General features: G+C 34.5%; 20 protein-coding genes. 9 read left to right on the top strand and 11 right to left on the bottom strand.

From position 1 onward, the window contains the following. Nucleotides 1-165 precede the first annotated feature (165 nt). Both JOC49_RS13310 and JOC49_RS12165 read left to right on the top strand, forming a co-directional pair. On the top strand, nucleotides 166-648 hold the full coding sequence (locus JOC49_RS13310) for a transposase (protein WP_204665308.1): 483 nt from the start codon (nucleotides 166-168) through the stop codon (nucleotides 646-648). Beyond that, nucleotides 645-1,712: an IS3 family transposase gene (locus JOC49_RS12165; RefSeq protein ID WP_204665307.1), complete on the top strand. Its 1,068-nt coding sequence runs from the start codon at nucleotides 645-647 to the stop codon at nucleotides 1,710-1,712. Before JOC49_RS13310 ends, JOC49_RS12165 begins: the two co-directional genes overlap by 4 nt. 22 nt (nucleotides 1,713-1,734) lie before the next feature. Here the strand turns inward: JOC49_RS12165 and JOC49_RS12160 are convergent, their stop codons facing one another. Then, the gene (locus tag JOC49_RS12160) at nucleotides 1,735-2,592 is read right to left on the bottom strand and encodes a phospholipase D-like domain-containing protein (protein WP_204665306.1); all 858 of its coding nucleotides are present in this window, start codon (nucleotides 2,590-2,592) and stop codon (nucleotides 1,735-1,737) included. Nucleotides 2,593-2,805: 213 nt separating this feature from the next. Here JOC49_RS12160 and tnpA point away from each other — a divergent pair, with 213 nt between their 5' ends. The 4 genes from tnpA to JOC49_RS12140 all read left to right on the top strand — a co-directional run bounded on the left by tnpA (nucleotide 2,806) and on the right by JOC49_RS12140 (nucleotide 5,405). Then, nucleotides 2,806-3,144: an IS66 family insertion sequence element accessory protein TnpA gene (tnpA, locus tag JOC49_RS12155; RefSeq protein ID WP_204665305.1), complete on the top strand. Its 339-nt coding sequence runs from the start codon at nucleotides 2,806-2,808 to the stop codon at nucleotides 3,142-3,144. Next, nucleotides 3,137-3,493, top strand: coding sequence for an IS66 family insertion sequence element accessory protein TnpB (gene tnpB, locus JOC49_RS12150; RefSeq protein ID WP_204665304.1), 357 nt, complete (start codon nucleotides 3,137-3,139; stop codon nucleotides 3,491-3,493). Before tnpA ends, tnpB begins: the two co-directional genes overlap by 8 nt. 77 nt (nucleotides 3,494-3,570) lie before the next feature. Beyond that, nucleotides 3,571-5,169, top strand: a complete 1,599-nt coding sequence (gene tnpC / locus JOC49_RS12145; RefSeq protein WP_204665303.1) for an IS66 family transposase — start codon at nucleotides 3,571-3,573, stop codon at nucleotides 5,167-5,169. Between the two features lie 38 nt (nucleotides 5,170-5,207). Then, complete coding sequence (locus tag JOC49_RS12140) at nucleotides 5,208-5,405, top strand: transposase domain-containing protein (protein ID WP_204665302.1); 198 nt, start codon at nucleotides 5,208-5,210, stop codon at nucleotides 5,403-5,405. A 36-nt stretch (nucleotides 5,406-5,441) separates the two neighbouring features. Here JOC49_RS12140 and JOC49_RS12135 read toward each other — a convergent pair whose 3' ends face one another. Next, the gene (locus JOC49_RS12135) at nucleotides 5,442-5,579 is read right to left on the bottom strand and encodes a hypothetical protein (protein WP_204665301.1); all 138 of its coding nucleotides are present in this window, start codon (nucleotides 5,577-5,579) and stop codon (nucleotides 5,442-5,444) included. A gap of 178 nt (nucleotides 5,580-5,757) precedes the next feature. On the opposite strand from JOC49_RS12135, the gene JOC49_RS12130 reads away from it, so the two are divergent. Further along, nucleotides 5,758-7,218, top strand: coding sequence for a Mu transposase domain-containing protein (locus JOC49_RS12130; protein ID WP_204665300.1), 1,461 nt, complete (start codon nucleotides 5,758-5,760; stop codon nucleotides 7,216-7,218). Continuing rightward, the gene (istB, locus tag JOC49_RS12125; RefSeq protein WP_204665299.1) at nucleotides 7,215-7,961 is read left to right on the top strand and encodes an IS21-like element helper ATPase IstB; all 747 of its coding nucleotides are present in this window, start codon (nucleotides 7,215-7,217) and stop codon (nucleotides 7,959-7,961) included. Before JOC49_RS12130 ends, istB begins: the two co-directional genes overlap by 4 nt. A gap of 10 nt (nucleotides 7,962-7,971) precedes the next feature. On the opposite strand, the gene JOC49_RS13395 is transcribed toward istB, so the two are convergent. From JOC49_RS13395 to JOC49_RS12085, 9 genes are all read right to left on the bottom strand, one after another. Beyond that, nucleotides 7,972-8,094, bottom strand: a complete 123-nt coding sequence (locus JOC49_RS13395; protein WP_279381215.1) for a hypothetical protein — start codon at nucleotides 8,092-8,094, stop codon at nucleotides 7,972-7,974. 218 nt (nucleotides 8,095-8,312) lie between these two features. Continuing rightward, nucleotides 8,313-8,837 (bottom strand): HAD family hydrolase, encoded by a 525-nt coding sequence (locus tag JOC49_RS12120; protein ID WP_204665298.1) that lies wholly within the window; start codon nucleotides 8,835-8,837, stop codon nucleotides 8,313-8,315. A gap of 4 nt (nucleotides 8,838-8,841) precedes the next feature. Beyond that, nucleotides 8,842-9,777: a DNA-processing protein DprA gene (locus tag JOC49_RS12115; RefSeq protein ID WP_204665297.1), complete on the bottom strand. Its 936-nt coding sequence runs from the start codon at nucleotides 9,775-9,777 to the stop codon at nucleotides 8,842-8,844. Nucleotides 9,778-9,782: 5 nt separating this feature from the next. Next, nucleotides 9,783-10,745, bottom strand: a complete 963-nt coding sequence (locus JOC49_RS12110) for a phosphoribosyltransferase (RefSeq protein WP_204665296.1) — start codon at nucleotides 10,743-10,745, stop codon at nucleotides 9,783-9,785. Between the two features lie 471 nt (nucleotides 10,746-11,216). Beyond that, nucleotides 11,217-12,260 carry a hypothetical protein gene (locus JOC49_RS12105; RefSeq protein WP_204665295.1) on the bottom strand — a complete coding sequence of 348 codons (1,044 nt, stop codon included), beginning with the start codon at nucleotides 12,258-12,260 and terminating at the stop codon, nucleotides 11,217-11,219. A gap of 294 nt (nucleotides 12,261-12,554) precedes the next feature. Then, a complete protein-coding gene (locus tag JOC49_RS12100) occupies nucleotides 12,555-12,869 on the bottom strand; it encodes a hypothetical protein (RefSeq protein ID WP_204665294.1) in 315 nt (104 codons plus the stop codon). A 126-nt stretch (nucleotides 12,870-12,995) separates the two neighbouring features. Continuing rightward, nucleotides 12,996-13,397, bottom strand: coding sequence for a phospholipase D-like domain-containing protein (locus tag JOC49_RS12095; RefSeq protein WP_204665293.1), 402 nt, complete (start codon nucleotides 13,395-13,397; stop codon nucleotides 12,996-12,998). Then, nucleotides 13,394-13,804: a (deoxy)nucleoside triphosphate pyrophosphohydrolase gene (locus tag JOC49_RS12090; RefSeq protein ID WP_204665292.1), complete on the bottom strand. Its 411-nt coding sequence runs from the start codon at nucleotides 13,802-13,804 to the stop codon at nucleotides 13,394-13,396. The genes JOC49_RS12095 and JOC49_RS12090 overlap by 4 nt, the downstream gene beginning before the upstream one ends. A 9-nt stretch (nucleotides 13,805-13,813) precedes the next feature. Then, complete coding sequence (locus JOC49_RS12085; RefSeq protein WP_204665291.1) at nucleotides 13,814-14,233, bottom strand: NUDIX domain-containing protein; 420 nt, start codon at nucleotides 14,231-14,233, stop codon at nucleotides 13,814-13,816. Nucleotides 14,234-14,473: 240 nt separating this feature from the next. Here JOC49_RS12085 and JOC49_RS12080 point away from each other — a divergent pair, with 240 nt between their 5' ends. Further along, nucleotides 14,474-14,770, top strand: coding sequence for a hypothetical protein (locus JOC49_RS12080; protein WP_204665290.1), 297 nt, complete (start codon nucleotides 14,474-14,476; stop codon nucleotides 14,768-14,770). Nucleotides 14,771-14,811 lie beyond the last annotated feature (41 nt).

Raw genomic sequence — 14,811 nt, 5'->3', positions numbered from 1 at the left:
TCTGGAATTTTGACTAGAAAATCGAGGTACATTTTTTGTCCTCCCTTTAGTAACATATGCGACTAAATACAGTATATCATTATGCCCGTATTTTTGCAATAGATTCCGCAGAAATACGGGCTTTTCATTGATTATTTTTTATTTAGTCACATTTTTTTCTGGAAGTTGACATTTAAGTTGAGCATTGTAAAGCAAATGATGCCACCTCATAACAAATCCGTAAGTGTCTTATCAAAAGAAAATGGAATAGCAGAGCAAACTCTTTTCAAGTGGAAACGCGCAGCAAAAGCCAAAGGCCTTGTAATTACAGATGGAGAAACACAAAGCGAGAAATGGAGCACACATGACAAGTTCATGATTGTGGTAGAAACGGCATCACTTAATGCTGCAGAGCTATCAGATTATTGTCGCCAAAAAGGGCTGTATGTGGAGCAAGTTGAGTCTTGGAGAGACGCTTGTATGCAAGCGAATGGAGGCGTTGCAGCAGAAGCATCTAGATTAAATAAAGAAAGCAAAGAAAAAGATAAAGAAATTAAAAAGTTACAAAGAGAACTCAAACGCAAAGAAGAAGCCCTTGCTGAAACTGCAGCGCTGATCGTACTTAGAAAAAAGGCCCAAGCCATCTGGGGGGACAACGAGGAAGAATGATTTCTCGTGAAGACAGAGTTCTTGTAATCGAACTGATAGATGAAGCGGTAACCAATGGAGCAAGAGAATTCAAAGCTTGTGAAGTTCTAAATATCAGTCATAGAACGCTCTTTAGATGGCGAAGCAAAAACACACCTGATGAAGATCAACGGCCTTATGCCACAAGACCTGAACCAAGCAACAAATTAACAAAAGAAGAAAAAGAGCGCATCATAGAAGTTGTAAATAGTCCTGAATACAAAAGTTTGCCACCAAGCCAAATCGTTCCATCATTAGCTGATAAAGGTGAATATATTGCATCAGAATCCACCATGTATAAAGTGCTTAAAGAATACAACATGCAACACCACAGGGGTCTTTCAAAAGCACCTGTGAAGCGTTCAATTTCAACGCATTATGCGGATGGCCCAAATCAAGTTTGGATGTGGGACATCACATATATACCTGCTGGAATCAAAGGAAAGTATCATTATTTGTATTTGATTCTAGACCTCTATAGCAGAAAAATAATTGCATGGGAAATCTACGAAAAAGAATCAGCAGAGTACGCCAGCAAGCTGGTGCGCAGAGCATTTATGTGTGAGCACCGAACAAAAGATATGAAGCCGCTAGTTCTCCACAGTGATAATGGAAGCCCTATGAAAGGTGCAACGTTACTGGAGACTTTAATAATGCTAGGTGTTATGCCATCAAATAGCAGACCAAGAGTAAGCAATGACAATGCGTATGCTGAATCTGTTTTCAAAACACTTAAATATCGACCTGGATACCCGCGTAAAGGTCTTTCAACGATTGAAGATGCAAGGAATTGGGTGTTGCAGTTTGCGCGCTGGTACAATCAAGAGCACCGTCACAGCGGGCTTAATTTCCTGACCCCTGAACAAAGACATAACGGGCTGGGTGAAACCGTGTTAGCGAATCGTAAAGCTGTATATGAAGCTGCAAAACTAAAAAATCCAAACAGATGGTCAAGAAACACACGAAAATGGGATTTGGAGGAACGCGTATGGCTAAACCCAGAGAGTGACGGAATTATAGAAACTATTGAAGAAAAATCATCATAAAAATTATTAGTTTTACTGACAACTATGTTGACAAACACCGCCCCCCTGTGGCTGCTACAACTAGGTTCTTATTAGATCCATATTCTTCTCTTTCTACCCTAAGATCCTCCAGGATTTCTTTTTGATGGGAAAATGGTTTTAAATCAAAGAAAACATAGTCCTTGTTTTCCTTATCTTTTCTACTTAAGGCTATTTTTAATTCTTTCTTATCTTCTTCTTCTCCAGGCAAAAACGTCTTAAATTCATCATCATTCCAATATGTCTCAAATGTCTTTATAATACTATCCACCACATCTTTTGATGTATATTCTGATACCTTTAGATTCCATTCTAGCCCTTTGGACAAAGCTGGATTAGATATATTAGATGAGCCTATGTAAGCTGTACTAAAGCCAGTATTTCTTTCAAAATAATATGCTTTTGCATGTAATCTAGTTCTATTTGTATCGTATGAGATCTTAACCTCAGTATTAGGTAACTGAGATAATTTAAGTATTGCTTTATAGTCTGATGCACCTATATATGATGTAGTTATAATTCTAAGCTTTTTATTTTTAGTAAATTTCTCTAAATCATCATATATAAGTACGAGCCCACTATATTTAATGAAGGATACAATAAAGTCTATTCTATCTGCAGTTCTAATTTCCCTGCGTAATTCACTTTCAAGAGTAGGTCCAGTATAGCCAGTAAATAGAGTACTAGAAGATATGGATGTTTTAGGCCTATCATTGATTAATTTTTTTAGAATAGTTTCGTCATCATGGACTGCAATGAGCTCTAGAAAATTTCTATCATCTTCAATTGATACTTCATTGCCGATCTCCTTATTTAATTTTTTAACGAAATCGACCTTTTCTTCTTCCTTCTTTTCAGACAAGATTTTCCTTAAGATTTTATAATAGGCCGTGGCTAATACCTTTGCAGATTCGCTTTTATCTACTTTTTGTATTTGCTAATCTAAAAGTGGGCCAATTATTATAAAAATCCAATCGAAAAATGGGCCACACTACAGTAAGCGTAAATTCCAGTGCACATATTCAAGTTGATCTACCAGTGATAAAATCATCTCAAAAACGGAGGTGATTTTTTTATGCGCAAAAAAGCAAACTCTGAATACTGGCAGCAAATAGTTTCAGATCAAACTTCAAGCGGACTCACACAACACGAGTGGTGCGAGCAGAATAACGTCAACATTCATAACTTTCGCTACTGGAAAAGACGACTTGTATCTGAAGCAAAACAGCCTCAAAAAGTCGATCAAACTGAAACCAAATGGGCCATCATATCAAGTTCAGAATCAGATGTCGATGAAAATAATATTAAATCAATATTATGTATTCATATTGGAAAAGCAATCGTTGAAGTTAGCCCAGGCTTTGATCCAGAAAGTTTATCAACAGTCCTATCGGTACTGATGAAACATGTTTAACAGTAATAGAGTCACAGAAGTCTATCTTGCACTTGGTGCTACCGATCTAAGAAAATCCATAGACGGCTTGGCGGTTATCGTTAGGGAAAAATTCAAACTTGATCCCTTTTCAAGAAATCTCTACGTATTTTGCAACCGAAAGCGCGATAAGATTAAGATTCTGGAATGGGACACAAGTGGTTTTTGGCTCCACTACAAAAGACTTGAAAAAGATAGATTCAAATGGCCGGAGAATATAAGTGGCACTCACATTTCCATCGATGAGCGTTCATTCAGGTGGCTTCTGGATGGGCTAACTATAAGAGAAAAGTCCGCTCACAAACCGGTTGAAGAACGTCAAATTATTTGATTTTCTAGTTCTTTAATTACGCGTAACAACCTATAATAATGCTTTTTTTGAGTGCCCAAAAATGGTATAATAGACGTATGAAAAACATTGAAAACACTAGCCATTCGGCTAATGATAGGCTAACTGAAATTGAATATAAAATGGAACAGCTCATTCAGGAAAATGAGGAGCTTAAAGCAAAAGTAACGTTCTATGAAGAACAGATTAAACTTTCGCAATCCCAAAAGTATGGTGCATCCAGCGAGATAATCTCTGACGGTCAGTTAAGTATCTTCAATGAGGCGGAAAAAGAATCCGTTAAAGAAAGTGTTGAACCTGACATTGAAGAGATTACCTACAAACGGAGAAAAGGAACCAGCAAATCCCGAAAATCCTATGCGGATCTCGAAGAGGAAGAAATTCTTTACACACTTCCTGCTGATGAGCAAAACTGCCCAAAGTGTAACCACGAACTTCATGAAATGAAAGTGATTGTTCGCAAAGAACTTAAATTTGTTCCTGCTCGTGTGAAGGTTGTTCTTCACAAGCGCCAAGCATATGCTTGTAGACACTGTGATTCCTATGAAAATGAAGGATCATCCGGGTCTATTGTTGTTGCCCCCATGCCCAATCCGGTACTTCCAGGATCATTGGTGAGTCCATCTCTTTTGGCCACAATCATGGACATGAAGTACAACAAGATGATGCCACTTTACAGGCAAGAACAGTCTTTTATAGATTACGGCATCGACATCAGCCGTCAAAACATGGCTTCATGGGTGATTAAAGGAACTGAAAGATGGCTTACACCCTTGTTCGACAGGTTACATGATTACTTGGTTCGAGAAGACATCGTACATGCCGATGAAACGGTTCTGAACTGCCTTGATGAAAAGGACAACAAGAACAATTACATGTGGCTTTATGCAACTGGTGAGAAGGCTTCAAAGAGAATCTTTCTTTATGATTACCAGAAGTCTCGGGCGAATAGGCATCCGCAAAAGTTTTTAGAAAACTTCACAGGCTTCCTTCAGACCGATGGCTATGCAGGTTATAATAAAGTATCTGGTGTAAAACGTTTAGGTTGTCTGGTTCATGCAAGGCGTTATTATACCGATGCCTTAAAAGCATTGCCGGATGGTGCTGATCTATCCAGATCCAAGGCCAACGAAGCCATTAAATTCTTCAAAAAGATCTTCAAACTGGAAGAATCCTATGCAGACCTTACACCTGAAGCGCGTTATGAAAAGCGACTTGAGGAAGTGAAGCCGATTTTAGAGACATATCGACTATGGCTGGATGAACAATCGAAGAAGACGCTTCCTAAAAGCAAACTTGGCGAAGCCATCAAGTATTCCCTCAACCAGTGGGATTCCTTAGTTGTTTTCCTTGAAGATGGCAGACTCAGCAGCGAAAACAATTTGGCCGAGAGAGCCATCAAACCATTTGTTCTCGGGAGAAAGAACTTTTTGTTTGCTAAATCCCCAAAAGGCGCTACCGCCAGTGGCATATGCTATAGCATAATTGAAACGGCAAAAGCGAATGGTTTAATTCCACATTTGTATCTCAATTTTCTATTTGAAACGCTTCCAAACATCGATTTAGATAATCATGAGGCTTTGGACGCTTGTTTGCCATGGTCAGAAACACTACCGGAAGAATTAAAAAGAAAAGTCGAAAAAACTGAAAACGCATAATAAGTCGTCTCTAATGAGGCGATTTTTTTATGCCGTCTATGTGCACTGGAATTTACGCTTACATTGAAACGGCAAAAGCGAATGGTTTAATTCCACATTTGTATCTCAATTTTCTATTTGAAACGCTTCCAAACATCGATTTAGATAATCATGAGGCTTTGGACGCTTGTTTGCCATGGTCAGAAACACTACCGGAAGAATTAAAAAGAAAAGTCGAAAAAACTGAAAACGCATAATAAGTCGTCTCTAATGAGGCGATTTTTTTATGCCGTCTATGTGCACTGGAATTTACGCTTACCTGCAATGAGCTCTAGAAAATTTCTATCATCTTCAATTGATACTTCATTGCCGATCTCCTTATTTAATTTTTTAACGAAATCGACCTTTTCTTCTTCCTTCTTTTCAGACAAGATTTTCCTTAAGATTTTATAATAGGCCGTGGCTAATACCTTTGCAGATTCGCTTTTATCTACTTTTTGTATTTGCTAATCTAAAAGTGGGCCAATTATTATAAAAATCCAATCGAAAAATGGGCCACACTACAAATATACTGTCCAAAAGTTTATAATACTTTTGGAGGTGAAGGAGATGATTAGCATAATGGACAAATTCGCAATTATAAGACTCAAAGAACAAGGTGATTCAAGTCGTAAAGTTGCAAAACAACTGGGCATTGATAGAAAAACGGTAGACAAATATTATAATGAATACAAAGCAAATTTAGGTAAACTTGATTCGGAAGAGACTAATATCAAAGAAATCCAGGAAAAGATTATATCAGCGCCTAAGTATGATTCAACCAACAGACGTGCCTATAAGTACACAGCAGAAATTGATACTGCTCTTGATCAAATTCTTGCATCTGAAGATGAGAAAAGAGGTTTACTGGGGAATAACAAGCAACAACTAACAAACTTACAGATTCATAAACAGCTTGTTAATTTAGGTTTTGACATTGGGAAATCCACAATTTCAACGAAAATTAAAGAGAAGCGCAACTGGAAAAAAGAGTGTTTTATCAGGCAAGAGTATGATTTTAGAGATCGGCTTGAATTCGATTTTGGAGAAATAAAGCTTGTACACGGAAGTGAAACCCATAGATACCACATGGCTGTATTTTCATCACCTTCTGCAGATTTCAGATGGTGCTATCTATATAAAAATCAATCAAAAGGTGTCTTTCTTGATGCTCATGTAAACTTCTTTGACATGATGGCTGGTGTTCATCGAGAAGTTGTCTATGATAATATGCGAAACGTTGTATCAAGATTTATCGGAAAAAACGAGAAACTTCTCAACGAAGATCTGATCAAGATGTCCATATACTATGGTTTTGATATCAACGTTACCAACTGTTTCAGTGGCAACGAAAAAGGCCATGTTGAAGGCAGTGTAAAAATTCTTAGAAATCAAATATTTGGTCCAAAATACAAGTTTGATTCTTTTGAGGAAGCGATTCAGTACATGAATGCCAAACTTATAGAAATCAATATCTCAAGCAAAATTGAACTGGAAAAAAAATTTCTGCTTCCCTATAAGCCTAAACTTGAACTGGGAGAAATTAAGGAAGTAAAAGTCAATAAGTATAGTTTTGTCAGCATTGAAAACAATTTTTACTCTGTTCCTGATTATCTTGTTGGGAAAACAATCACCGCAAAAGTGTATCATTCGGACATAGATTTTTATGCCAACAATCATTACTTTTACACCCATAAAAAAAGAGATGGATCAAAGGAGATAAACATCGACATTCGTCATTATCTTACAACCTTTGAAAGAAAGCCCGGAGCACTGCGTAATTCATTAGCCCTGAAAAGCATGCCTGAACTTAAATCCATCTTTGATATCTATTTTAAATCAAATCCAAGAAAATTCATAGAGATTCTCAAAGAAAATCAGGATAAAAATTTAGAAGATATCATAGAGGCTTTTAGAATCAGGACACAATTTAAAATTCTTGAGCAAGAAACCAACTTAAGTTTGGCGAAGATCACAATGAACCAGCTCAAACTTTATAACAATTTGAGTGCAAAGGAGGTCAAACAATGACGATTCAAGACTTTGCAACTCAACTCAAGCTTCCTTATATCAAGTCGTCTCATATGGACATCTTAGAAGAAGCAAAGCTAACAAACATGACTTTGGAAGAATTTCTATTGGAAATCCTGAGTAGAGAACATGAACTAAGAAAGAACAACGGTATTCAGAGTAGAATGAAACGCGCTAAGTTTCCATACGCAAAGTATCTTGAAGACTTTGATAGAAGCAAGTATGCTAGAAGTTTCTTTTCAAAGTTTGATGAACTGGAAACGCTTGAATTCATTGAAAACAAACAAAATCTTATTTTAATTGGATCTCCTGGTTCCGGTAAAACACATTATTCCATAGGTTTGTCCATTAAGGCGATAATAAGTGGTAAATCCGTTTTGTTTGTATCGGTGCCCAATCTCGTCATAGAGCTCAAAGAAGCCCTAAGTCAACATCAACTGAATGCTTATAAGAAGAAGTTTGAGAAATATGATTTAGTCGTACTGGATGAGCTTGGATATGTATCTTTTGATAAGGCTGGTGCTGAAATCCTTTTCAATCTGCTCTCAAACCGAAATGATAAAGGCTCTGTTATCATTACATCTAATCTAACTTTTGACAGGTGGCATGAAGTCTTTGGAGATACAATGATAACAGGGGCTCTCGTAGATAGACTTGCTCATAGAGCCCATATTTTAGATATCTCTCTAGAAAACAGTGTCAGGTATGAAGATACACTTGCGTGGCTAAACTCGAAAAAATAGTGGCCCGTTTTTAAATTGGATTTTTGGCCCATTTTTCAGTTGACAAATACACTTTTCTTGTTCTATTATGTAATTCTGATATTTGATTCTTTAGTTCACTATCTAATAGTTTTTCATAAAGACCAAAATCCATTAAATACCTCCTTGCTCAATCAACATAATATCTTTACAATTCTGACCTTGCCTATCCAGTTATTTTCAATGAGAAACTCATTTTATCTTTATTATATATCTATCCTAACAATAGGAAACATATTTTTGCCTATCATTACATAAAAGCTTGAACATTCTCTCTATTTAAAAATATAGGTTTTGAAAATATAACTTTATTGTATATTATGGTCAAACGTTTTATAAACCCTTACTAATAGGAATTACATTTATTTTTAATTCTTGTAGCTCTCTAATTATTTTGGCATTATCTTCATAGAAAATTAAATGTTCTAAACTACACCCAAATAATTCACATATCTTTTCTACATCTTGAATAATGTTGCTCTTATTACTAAATACTATGTTTCTAAATGCATTAAGAATTCGATAATGTTTTAAGATAGCTAATACTCTAGTCTCATCAGCACTTGTCCATAAAATACACATTTCTAGGTTTTGGACTTCTAACAATTTTAGTAGCTGATTATTTGCATAAGTCCTATCTAAATTATTAGCAAAATACTCCTGTTTAAATGCTATTATTACATTTTTCTCTGCATCGCTTAAATGAGGATATTTGTTGAAAATAATGTCTCGTGTAATCCTTAAACTATTATTAATTGGTTCTAATCCAAGTTCTTTTAATGCGTGATTATAGGATTCATTGTTTAGCAAATCAGTAAATACAATCGTATTATCTAGATCAAATACATATCGCTTCATTGTATTATAATAGTTTTAACTGCTCTATTGATGAAGAATGCTTATTCGAATATAGATTTGGATTATTCATTGCCCTAATCTCATCAATTGAATTAGTCGTTATAATCTTAACTGAATTAATATTTACTAAATCCCTATTTAAACCAAACTGCAAATTACTCTCATCAGTTTTACTATTATACATTACATATCTCTCTGTTTCATACTTCATTGCAGCTTCCATTGCATGTCGTGAGCCACTATCTCCTTCACCTTTTCTATAACTAGCTATCATAACTATTGCCTTTGAAAACATCGCTTGAAGTCTATCTCTTTCTATAAACCTATTAATTGCCTCATATCGTGATGTAGAATCTTTATAATACTCTGATAATAACAAGCCACCTTTCTCAACAATCTCTTCCGCAAGCTCTCTATTTTCAGAAGGATAAACTTGACTTAATTGGGATGGCAATATTGCAATAGTCTTTCCATTGTTTTCTAAGCATACTTTATGAGCAGTAGTGTCACATCCTTTTGCTAATCCACTTACAATTACTAAACCGTTACTAACCAATTTTTTTATTATATCTGTTTCCCTTATAGTAATATCATTATTTGGATCAACCAGACCTATAACCGCTACATTTTGATTAAGATTACTTAATAATGATAAATCTCCTTTATAAAATAATAAAAATGGCTTATCCCCATTACGTATTACCTTTCGGTTAATGATTGGAAATTCATCATCAAAAGCACATATTATGCCTTCATCTCCATTTACTAAATTTAATTCTGTTAATAAGTTTTCTGATATATGTTTAACCCTTTCATCATTAAGTACTAGGTCACAAAATTTCTCTTCATCCGCATAATTCCTCCAAAATTGTGCATTTGTTTTTATTATGCCACATTCTTTTGCTGCTAAAACTTTTAATGCAATTTCTGAATATCTCATCAATTTCACCTCGTATATCCGATTGAATAAAATACAACTTCCCTAGCACCATTATCAATTAATGCCTGGATACAATCTTCATCAATATTAATAGTTCTTGTATATATATCATCTATTAGAATTACATTTTGATTCCTAATTCTCTCATTATCTATCTGGCAAGTAGCAGAGGTTATCCCTGGATAGGGTTTATCACCGTCATTAATTATAACATCTTTCCGTATATGAGTTGTTTTAGTATTTACTATCCTAGTAATGCAATCTGTTCCATCAGTTACCCTATGAATGTTATTAGCAGCAGTTTTCACAGCTTCTTTAAACATTTGTTGATTATTAGAATATGAATACAAAGATTTTGCTCTTGGTACACATATACATAAACAATGAGATATATTTAGTTCTTCTAAAACAATAGGAATATCACGCATTAATATCTCTATAACTTTATCCCTTGCTGATGTAAGTTTATTTATGCTTGTATCGTTGAAGGTATTCTTTAAAGTATTAATAAAATCTGGATTACCTGGATTACCAAAACCAACATAATATTGGTGAAAGTACCCAATCACATCTCTGCTTAAATAAGCATTTTTAGAAATGATAAATTTTGTTGGTATATGTTTATTTGCGTTATTAATAGATTTGAAAGTCCTTACTGGGGCTTCCAGATCAATTCTACTAGTATTATTTTTTTTGTTATAATCATTCTTAAATATTTGATTTTTCTCAACATTTTTCCTGGTTGCCTCTTCTTGTATAAAGCCAATGTATGCATCAGTAGTTTCAAACCTGTTAAGTAGATGATGCTTTTCAATAAATAATGTCTTACCAAAATCATATAATGCAAGATCCCACCTTGCTCCATCTAATGTCTCAATCTTAAGTATATCATCAGATATTTCAACAATTTTAATACTAGATAAATACTTATGATAGAGTATAGCACCTTCATAAATATATTTTTGCATAAATTTCCCCCCTATTACTTTTTTTGATACGCTATCGGATTTAATGACTTTATTAACCTATTTTACAAACAAATTAAGACTCCTAATCTTGTATTTTTTGGAAAACCCTGCAAGTTTATTATATCACTACTAAAAGTCTCACAAGTTGTAAAGCTTTTCACATACATTCCTCTTACGGAATAATAAACTCTATAGCTTTATTTTTTCTAACATCACACTGTCTACTAGTAACTCTTGAATCCCAACCAATTCCGCTTTCTTTGTTTCTAATATTTTTATTGGGAAATATTCATACCAACATCCTCTAATATAAATACTGAACTCACTATTCTACCTTCATTAAAGTATATTCTGATAAACGATTTTTTTAAAGTAATTATATTTCTTATACATCTCGTTTTGTTAAAAGCATATGATCTACTTCGTATTTACTTGCGTCAGACAATGTAATTTATTGATCTTTTAATAAAATTACTCCGCTCCATAGTACTCCTCGAACCTATTTTCGTAATTATCTTGGTGGTCATCTTCGTAACCATCATCTTTATCATCTTCGTTATAATTATCATATAATTCTTCTTGCCTACGTTGGTAAATATTATTTGGCAAGTCAAATATATCTTCGATATTTCCATAAATTTTATTCTGAACCTCTGTATCTTCTCTTAAGTTTGCTTCAATAAATAACTCAATATCTCTATGTTGCCTCCTTATATTTTTTGATAGCAAGCGATATTCTTTATCCAGAGTTTCAAGTCTCCCCTGAGAATTAAACCCATAACTTTCGATAAGCTCCAAAATTTCATCTGAGCATGAATTCTTTATCCTATTAACATCTAAGTATTCTTCAAACATATCTAATATAGATTTATAGTCTTTTAGTAAATAACTTTGTTGGCCGTTAGTTTTCTCTAATCTCTTTATTTTCTCTTTATAAGATATAATTTCTTCAGTATCATCACTTATGAGTGAAGCTAATTCTAGGTTCTCATTTTCAAGCTTTAAGATTACTTCGTTCTTTCTACTAATTATATTATCTGCGTATTCTACTACGTCAAAAAATTCATCTTCAGGAGATAATAGTAGTTTTTCAACCTTTTCTTCGTTAAATTCTTCGTAATAATTTTGATTGTTTAAATAATTGAATGTCTTCAAAGATAAAGTGTGTAATCGTTTTAACCATTCTTTAATCTCTTCTTTTTCAACCTCATTAGGTGACTCATAATGTTTTCGTTTATTTCCATACGTATTTAATCTGCGTAAACTATTAAAGTCATAAAATCCTGTCTTTTCCTGAAAAACCTGTTTAAAATATGAGTCATTTACACATATTCCAAATGTTATTTTCTCATCATCAAAATAAATCTTTTCTTTTTTATTAAATAGTTTCATTAAACGTTCACAATAAGTCTGCATCGCAACTGCCCAAAGTCGAATTTCCCCCTTAATAACTCCGTCAATATCTTTTTTAAAATCTACTAGTATTGGATCCCAATCATCAAGAAAGCTAAACACAGTTATTCCCCCTTATCAAATGAAGTTCAATTTTATAATACTATTAATTGTCCTTGGACCTATATCTATAAAGTAGACACATTTTCCCGAATAAACTTACACAACCCTCCTGAAGTAACCCCTACTCTATAGACCCTTTCACATTATCCTTCTTATAATTTAGCTGAGCATAGTCCTACGAATACGCAACTAATTACCATCTTTAAAATAATTATACTAAATAATGGTAAGTAATTAAAGAACCAGAACCCTTCCTTCTCACGCACTGCTTACAACAATTAGATCCTAATTACTCTAATCAATGCACGAAATATATTTATCTAAAGTTCCTGAAACACTTGATTTTATAACACAAACTGCACCCATCACTATTATGACACGTTCCCCAGTTGCAGATATGATCAATGCCTTGGTTTCATTTTCTTCTCTCACTCGTTGAAGCTCTTGGAGCGCTTCTTTTTGCATTTGATTGGGTGAGATTTTATGTAGTTGAATCTCTTGGTTTTCTATAAAAGCTTTATTCTTAATACGGAATCGTCTTTCGTATTTATAAATCTGTTCATAGGCATCAATCCATTGATCGTCTACTTTCACAGATTTACGCTTCATTTCATTAAACTCAATTAGAGCTTGCTTAATAATTGACCCTTCTGCTGTAGAGGATACTTTAATATTCCATTCTTGATTGACACAAAGTGCATCATTGGTTAAGTTGCTACTTCCAACAATGAGATTTTATTCCTCTTCTCTTTTAAAATTGTAAGCCTTTGCGTGCATATGGTATCTGTCTTCTGGCACGATATATAATTCAATATTTTTAAATTGAAGCAATTTCCTTAAAGCGCTTGGTTGAGAAAATTTCTGATATTGAGAAGCGATAATAGTCCCTTTGATTCCTTTACTTTCTAACTCCTTAAGTGTGTTTAAAAGTGTTGTAACGCCACCGTTCGTGACAAAGGCAACCGAGAACCAGAAAGCATCACACTTCATCAACTCATCATTAATGGATGTTAATACTTTCTCGCCCTTTTCTGCATCATTTACAATTAATCTAGGCTTAAATGCATCAGATGCAATAATATCATCATCAATGTAGCCATTAAAGACCCCTCTTCTTAGCTCTTTTAAAAAATTCATAGAATTAATCCTTCATTCACTAACAGATCTACAATTGGTACATCTGCACTAGCCCAATCTAAGGTATTTATGATCTCATCATTTGCCCAAATATGGTCAATGTGTTCATTTAGTTTAATCGAAATCTCATCTTCCTTTATTATATATGCATGCATAATAACTCTAAAATCCGGATATTGATGATCAACTGTCATTAAATAATGAGCCTCTGTTATATCTATGGATAAATCCAATTCTTCTTTCAATTCACGCATCAATGCTTCGGATCCTTTTTCACCAGGTTCCACTTTACCACCTGGAAATTCAAACTTATGTGAAATATAGGCATGTTTTGAGAGACCTCTCTGCGTACATAAAACCAAACCATTGGCTACAATCGCTGCTGCCACGACTTCAATTGTTTTCATTTCTCTCCCCTACACCTGCCAGTCAATAAGGCCTTCATCTATTATCTTGTTCATCACTTTAAAATCTGCATCAGCCCATTCGAGGAAATAAATCATCCCAGAATCGGCCCACACATGATCAATATGATCTATCAAGTGGTCTGCAACATTTTCAGCTTCAATTTTATAAACATGCAAAATCACTTTGAAATCAGGATATTGATGTTCAACTGTCATCATATGGTGATCTTCAGTTATTTCAAGAGATAGATTTAAATCTTTTTCTAGCGCTCGCTTCAAGGCTTCAGAACCCATTTCATCAGATTCAATTGTCCCGCCTGGGAATTGAAATTTATGCGCAATATAGTCGTATTGCGATGGCCCTCTTTGTGTACATAATAAAAGCCAATCTGATACAATCGCTGCAACCGCAACTTCATATGTCTTCATTTGCATTCTCCAATGTCATTAATTAATTTCCAAATTTACCATCATATTTAGTATAACATATTCTTTTGATAGAAAATTCTGCAAATTGCACACTTATTTATAAAAATAAGAAAATAATTTTATAGAAATTTTATGAAAAGTCTAAACATTTAAGAAGTGTTCATAGACCTTGACTTAAGTAACTTTTACATGGTATCATACCCCTCGGGTACGGGGGTAATTACATCTTAGGAGGACACAATGAACAACTATCCAATCAGATGGTCATGGATCATCATCATCTCTTTTTTCATATTAGGCGCATTTGATATCCGCTTCGGTATACTGGGGATTGTTTGTATGGGAACACCTATACTACATGCGCTCCGTGGCGAAGGAAAGGTCCATTGCATCAAATACTGTCCGCGTGGGTCTTTTTTGGGAAAATTCCTTGCAAAACTCAGTTTAGGATACCCACTTCCAAAATTGATGGGAACCAGACGATGTGACATACTCCCACCACTTAAGAAGTGGGGGCTTCTCGTTCGAATAGCCTAATGGCTACAGCATAAGCGAGCTATCCCCGTGTGCCCCACGGT

The organism is Fusibacter tunisiensis (assembly GCF_016908355.1).
GTDB lineage: Bacteria > Bacillota > Clostridia > Peptostreptococcales > Acidaminobacteraceae > Fusibacter_D > Fusibacter_D tunisiensis.
The sequence above is the reverse complement of the archived record's forward strand: the minus strand, read 5'-3'. Positions and strand labels throughout refer to the sequence as shown.

Bases quoted from the DNA above. Each gene is read 5' to 3' on its own strand.
- JOC49_RS12165 (WP_204665307.1), top strand. From the start codon at position 645: ATGATTTCTCGTGAAGACAGAGTTCTTGTAATCGAACTGATAGATGAA.
- tnpA (WP_204665305.1), top strand. From the start codon at position 2,806: ATGCGCAAAAAAGCAAACTCTGAATACTGGCAGCAAATAGTTTCAGAT.
- tnpB (WP_204665304.1), top strand. From the start codon at position 3,137: ATGTTTAACAGTAATAGAGTCACAGAAGTCTATCTTGCACTTGGTGCT.
- tnpC (WP_204665303.1), top strand. From the start codon at position 3,571: ATGAAAAACATTGAAAACACTAGCCATTCGGCTAATGATAGGCTAACT.
- JOC49_RS12140 (WP_204665302.1), top strand. From the start codon at position 5,208: ATGTGCACTGGAATTTACGCTTACATTGAAACGGCAAAAGCGAATGGT.
- JOC49_RS12130 (WP_204665300.1), top strand. From the start codon at position 5,758: ATGATTAGCATAATGGACAAATTCGCAATTATAAGACTCAAAGAACAA.
- istB (WP_204665299.1), top strand. From the start codon at position 7,215: ATGACGATTCAAGACTTTGCAACTCAACTCAAGCTTCCTTATATCAAG.
- JOC49_RS13395 (WP_279381215.1), bottom strand. From the start codon at position 8,094: ATGGATTTTGGTCTTTATGAAAAACTATTAGATAGTGAACTAAAGAAT.
- JOC49_RS12120 (WP_204665298.1), bottom strand. From the start codon at position 8,837: ATGAAGCGATATGTATTTGATCTAGATAATACGATTGTATTTACTGAT.
- JOC49_RS12115 (WP_204665297.1), bottom strand. From the start codon at position 9,777: ATGAGATATTCAGAAATTGCATTAAAAGTTTTAGCAGCAAAAGAATGT.
- JOC49_RS12110 (WP_204665296.1), bottom strand. From the start codon at position 10,745: ATGCAAAAATATATTTATGAAGGTGCTATACTCTATCATAAGTATTTA.
- JOC49_RS12100 (WP_204665294.1), bottom strand. From the start codon at position 12,869: ATGAAGCGTAAATCTGTGAAAGTAGACGATCAATGGATTGATGCCTAT.
- JOC49_RS12095 (WP_204665293.1), bottom strand. From the start codon at position 13,397: ATGAATTTTTTAAAAGAGCTAAGAAGAGGGGTCTTTAATGGCTACATT.
- JOC49_RS12090 (WP_204665292.1), bottom strand. From the start codon at position 13,804: ATGAAAACAATTGAAGTCGTGGCAGCAGCGATTGTAGCCAATGGTTTG.
- JOC49_RS12085 (WP_204665291.1), bottom strand. From the start codon at position 14,233: ATGAAGACATATGAAGTTGCGGTTGCAGCGATTGTATCAGATTGGCTT.
- JOC49_RS12080 (WP_204665290.1), top strand. From the start codon at position 14,474: ATGAACAACTATCCAATCAGATGGTCATGGATCATCATCATCTCTTTT.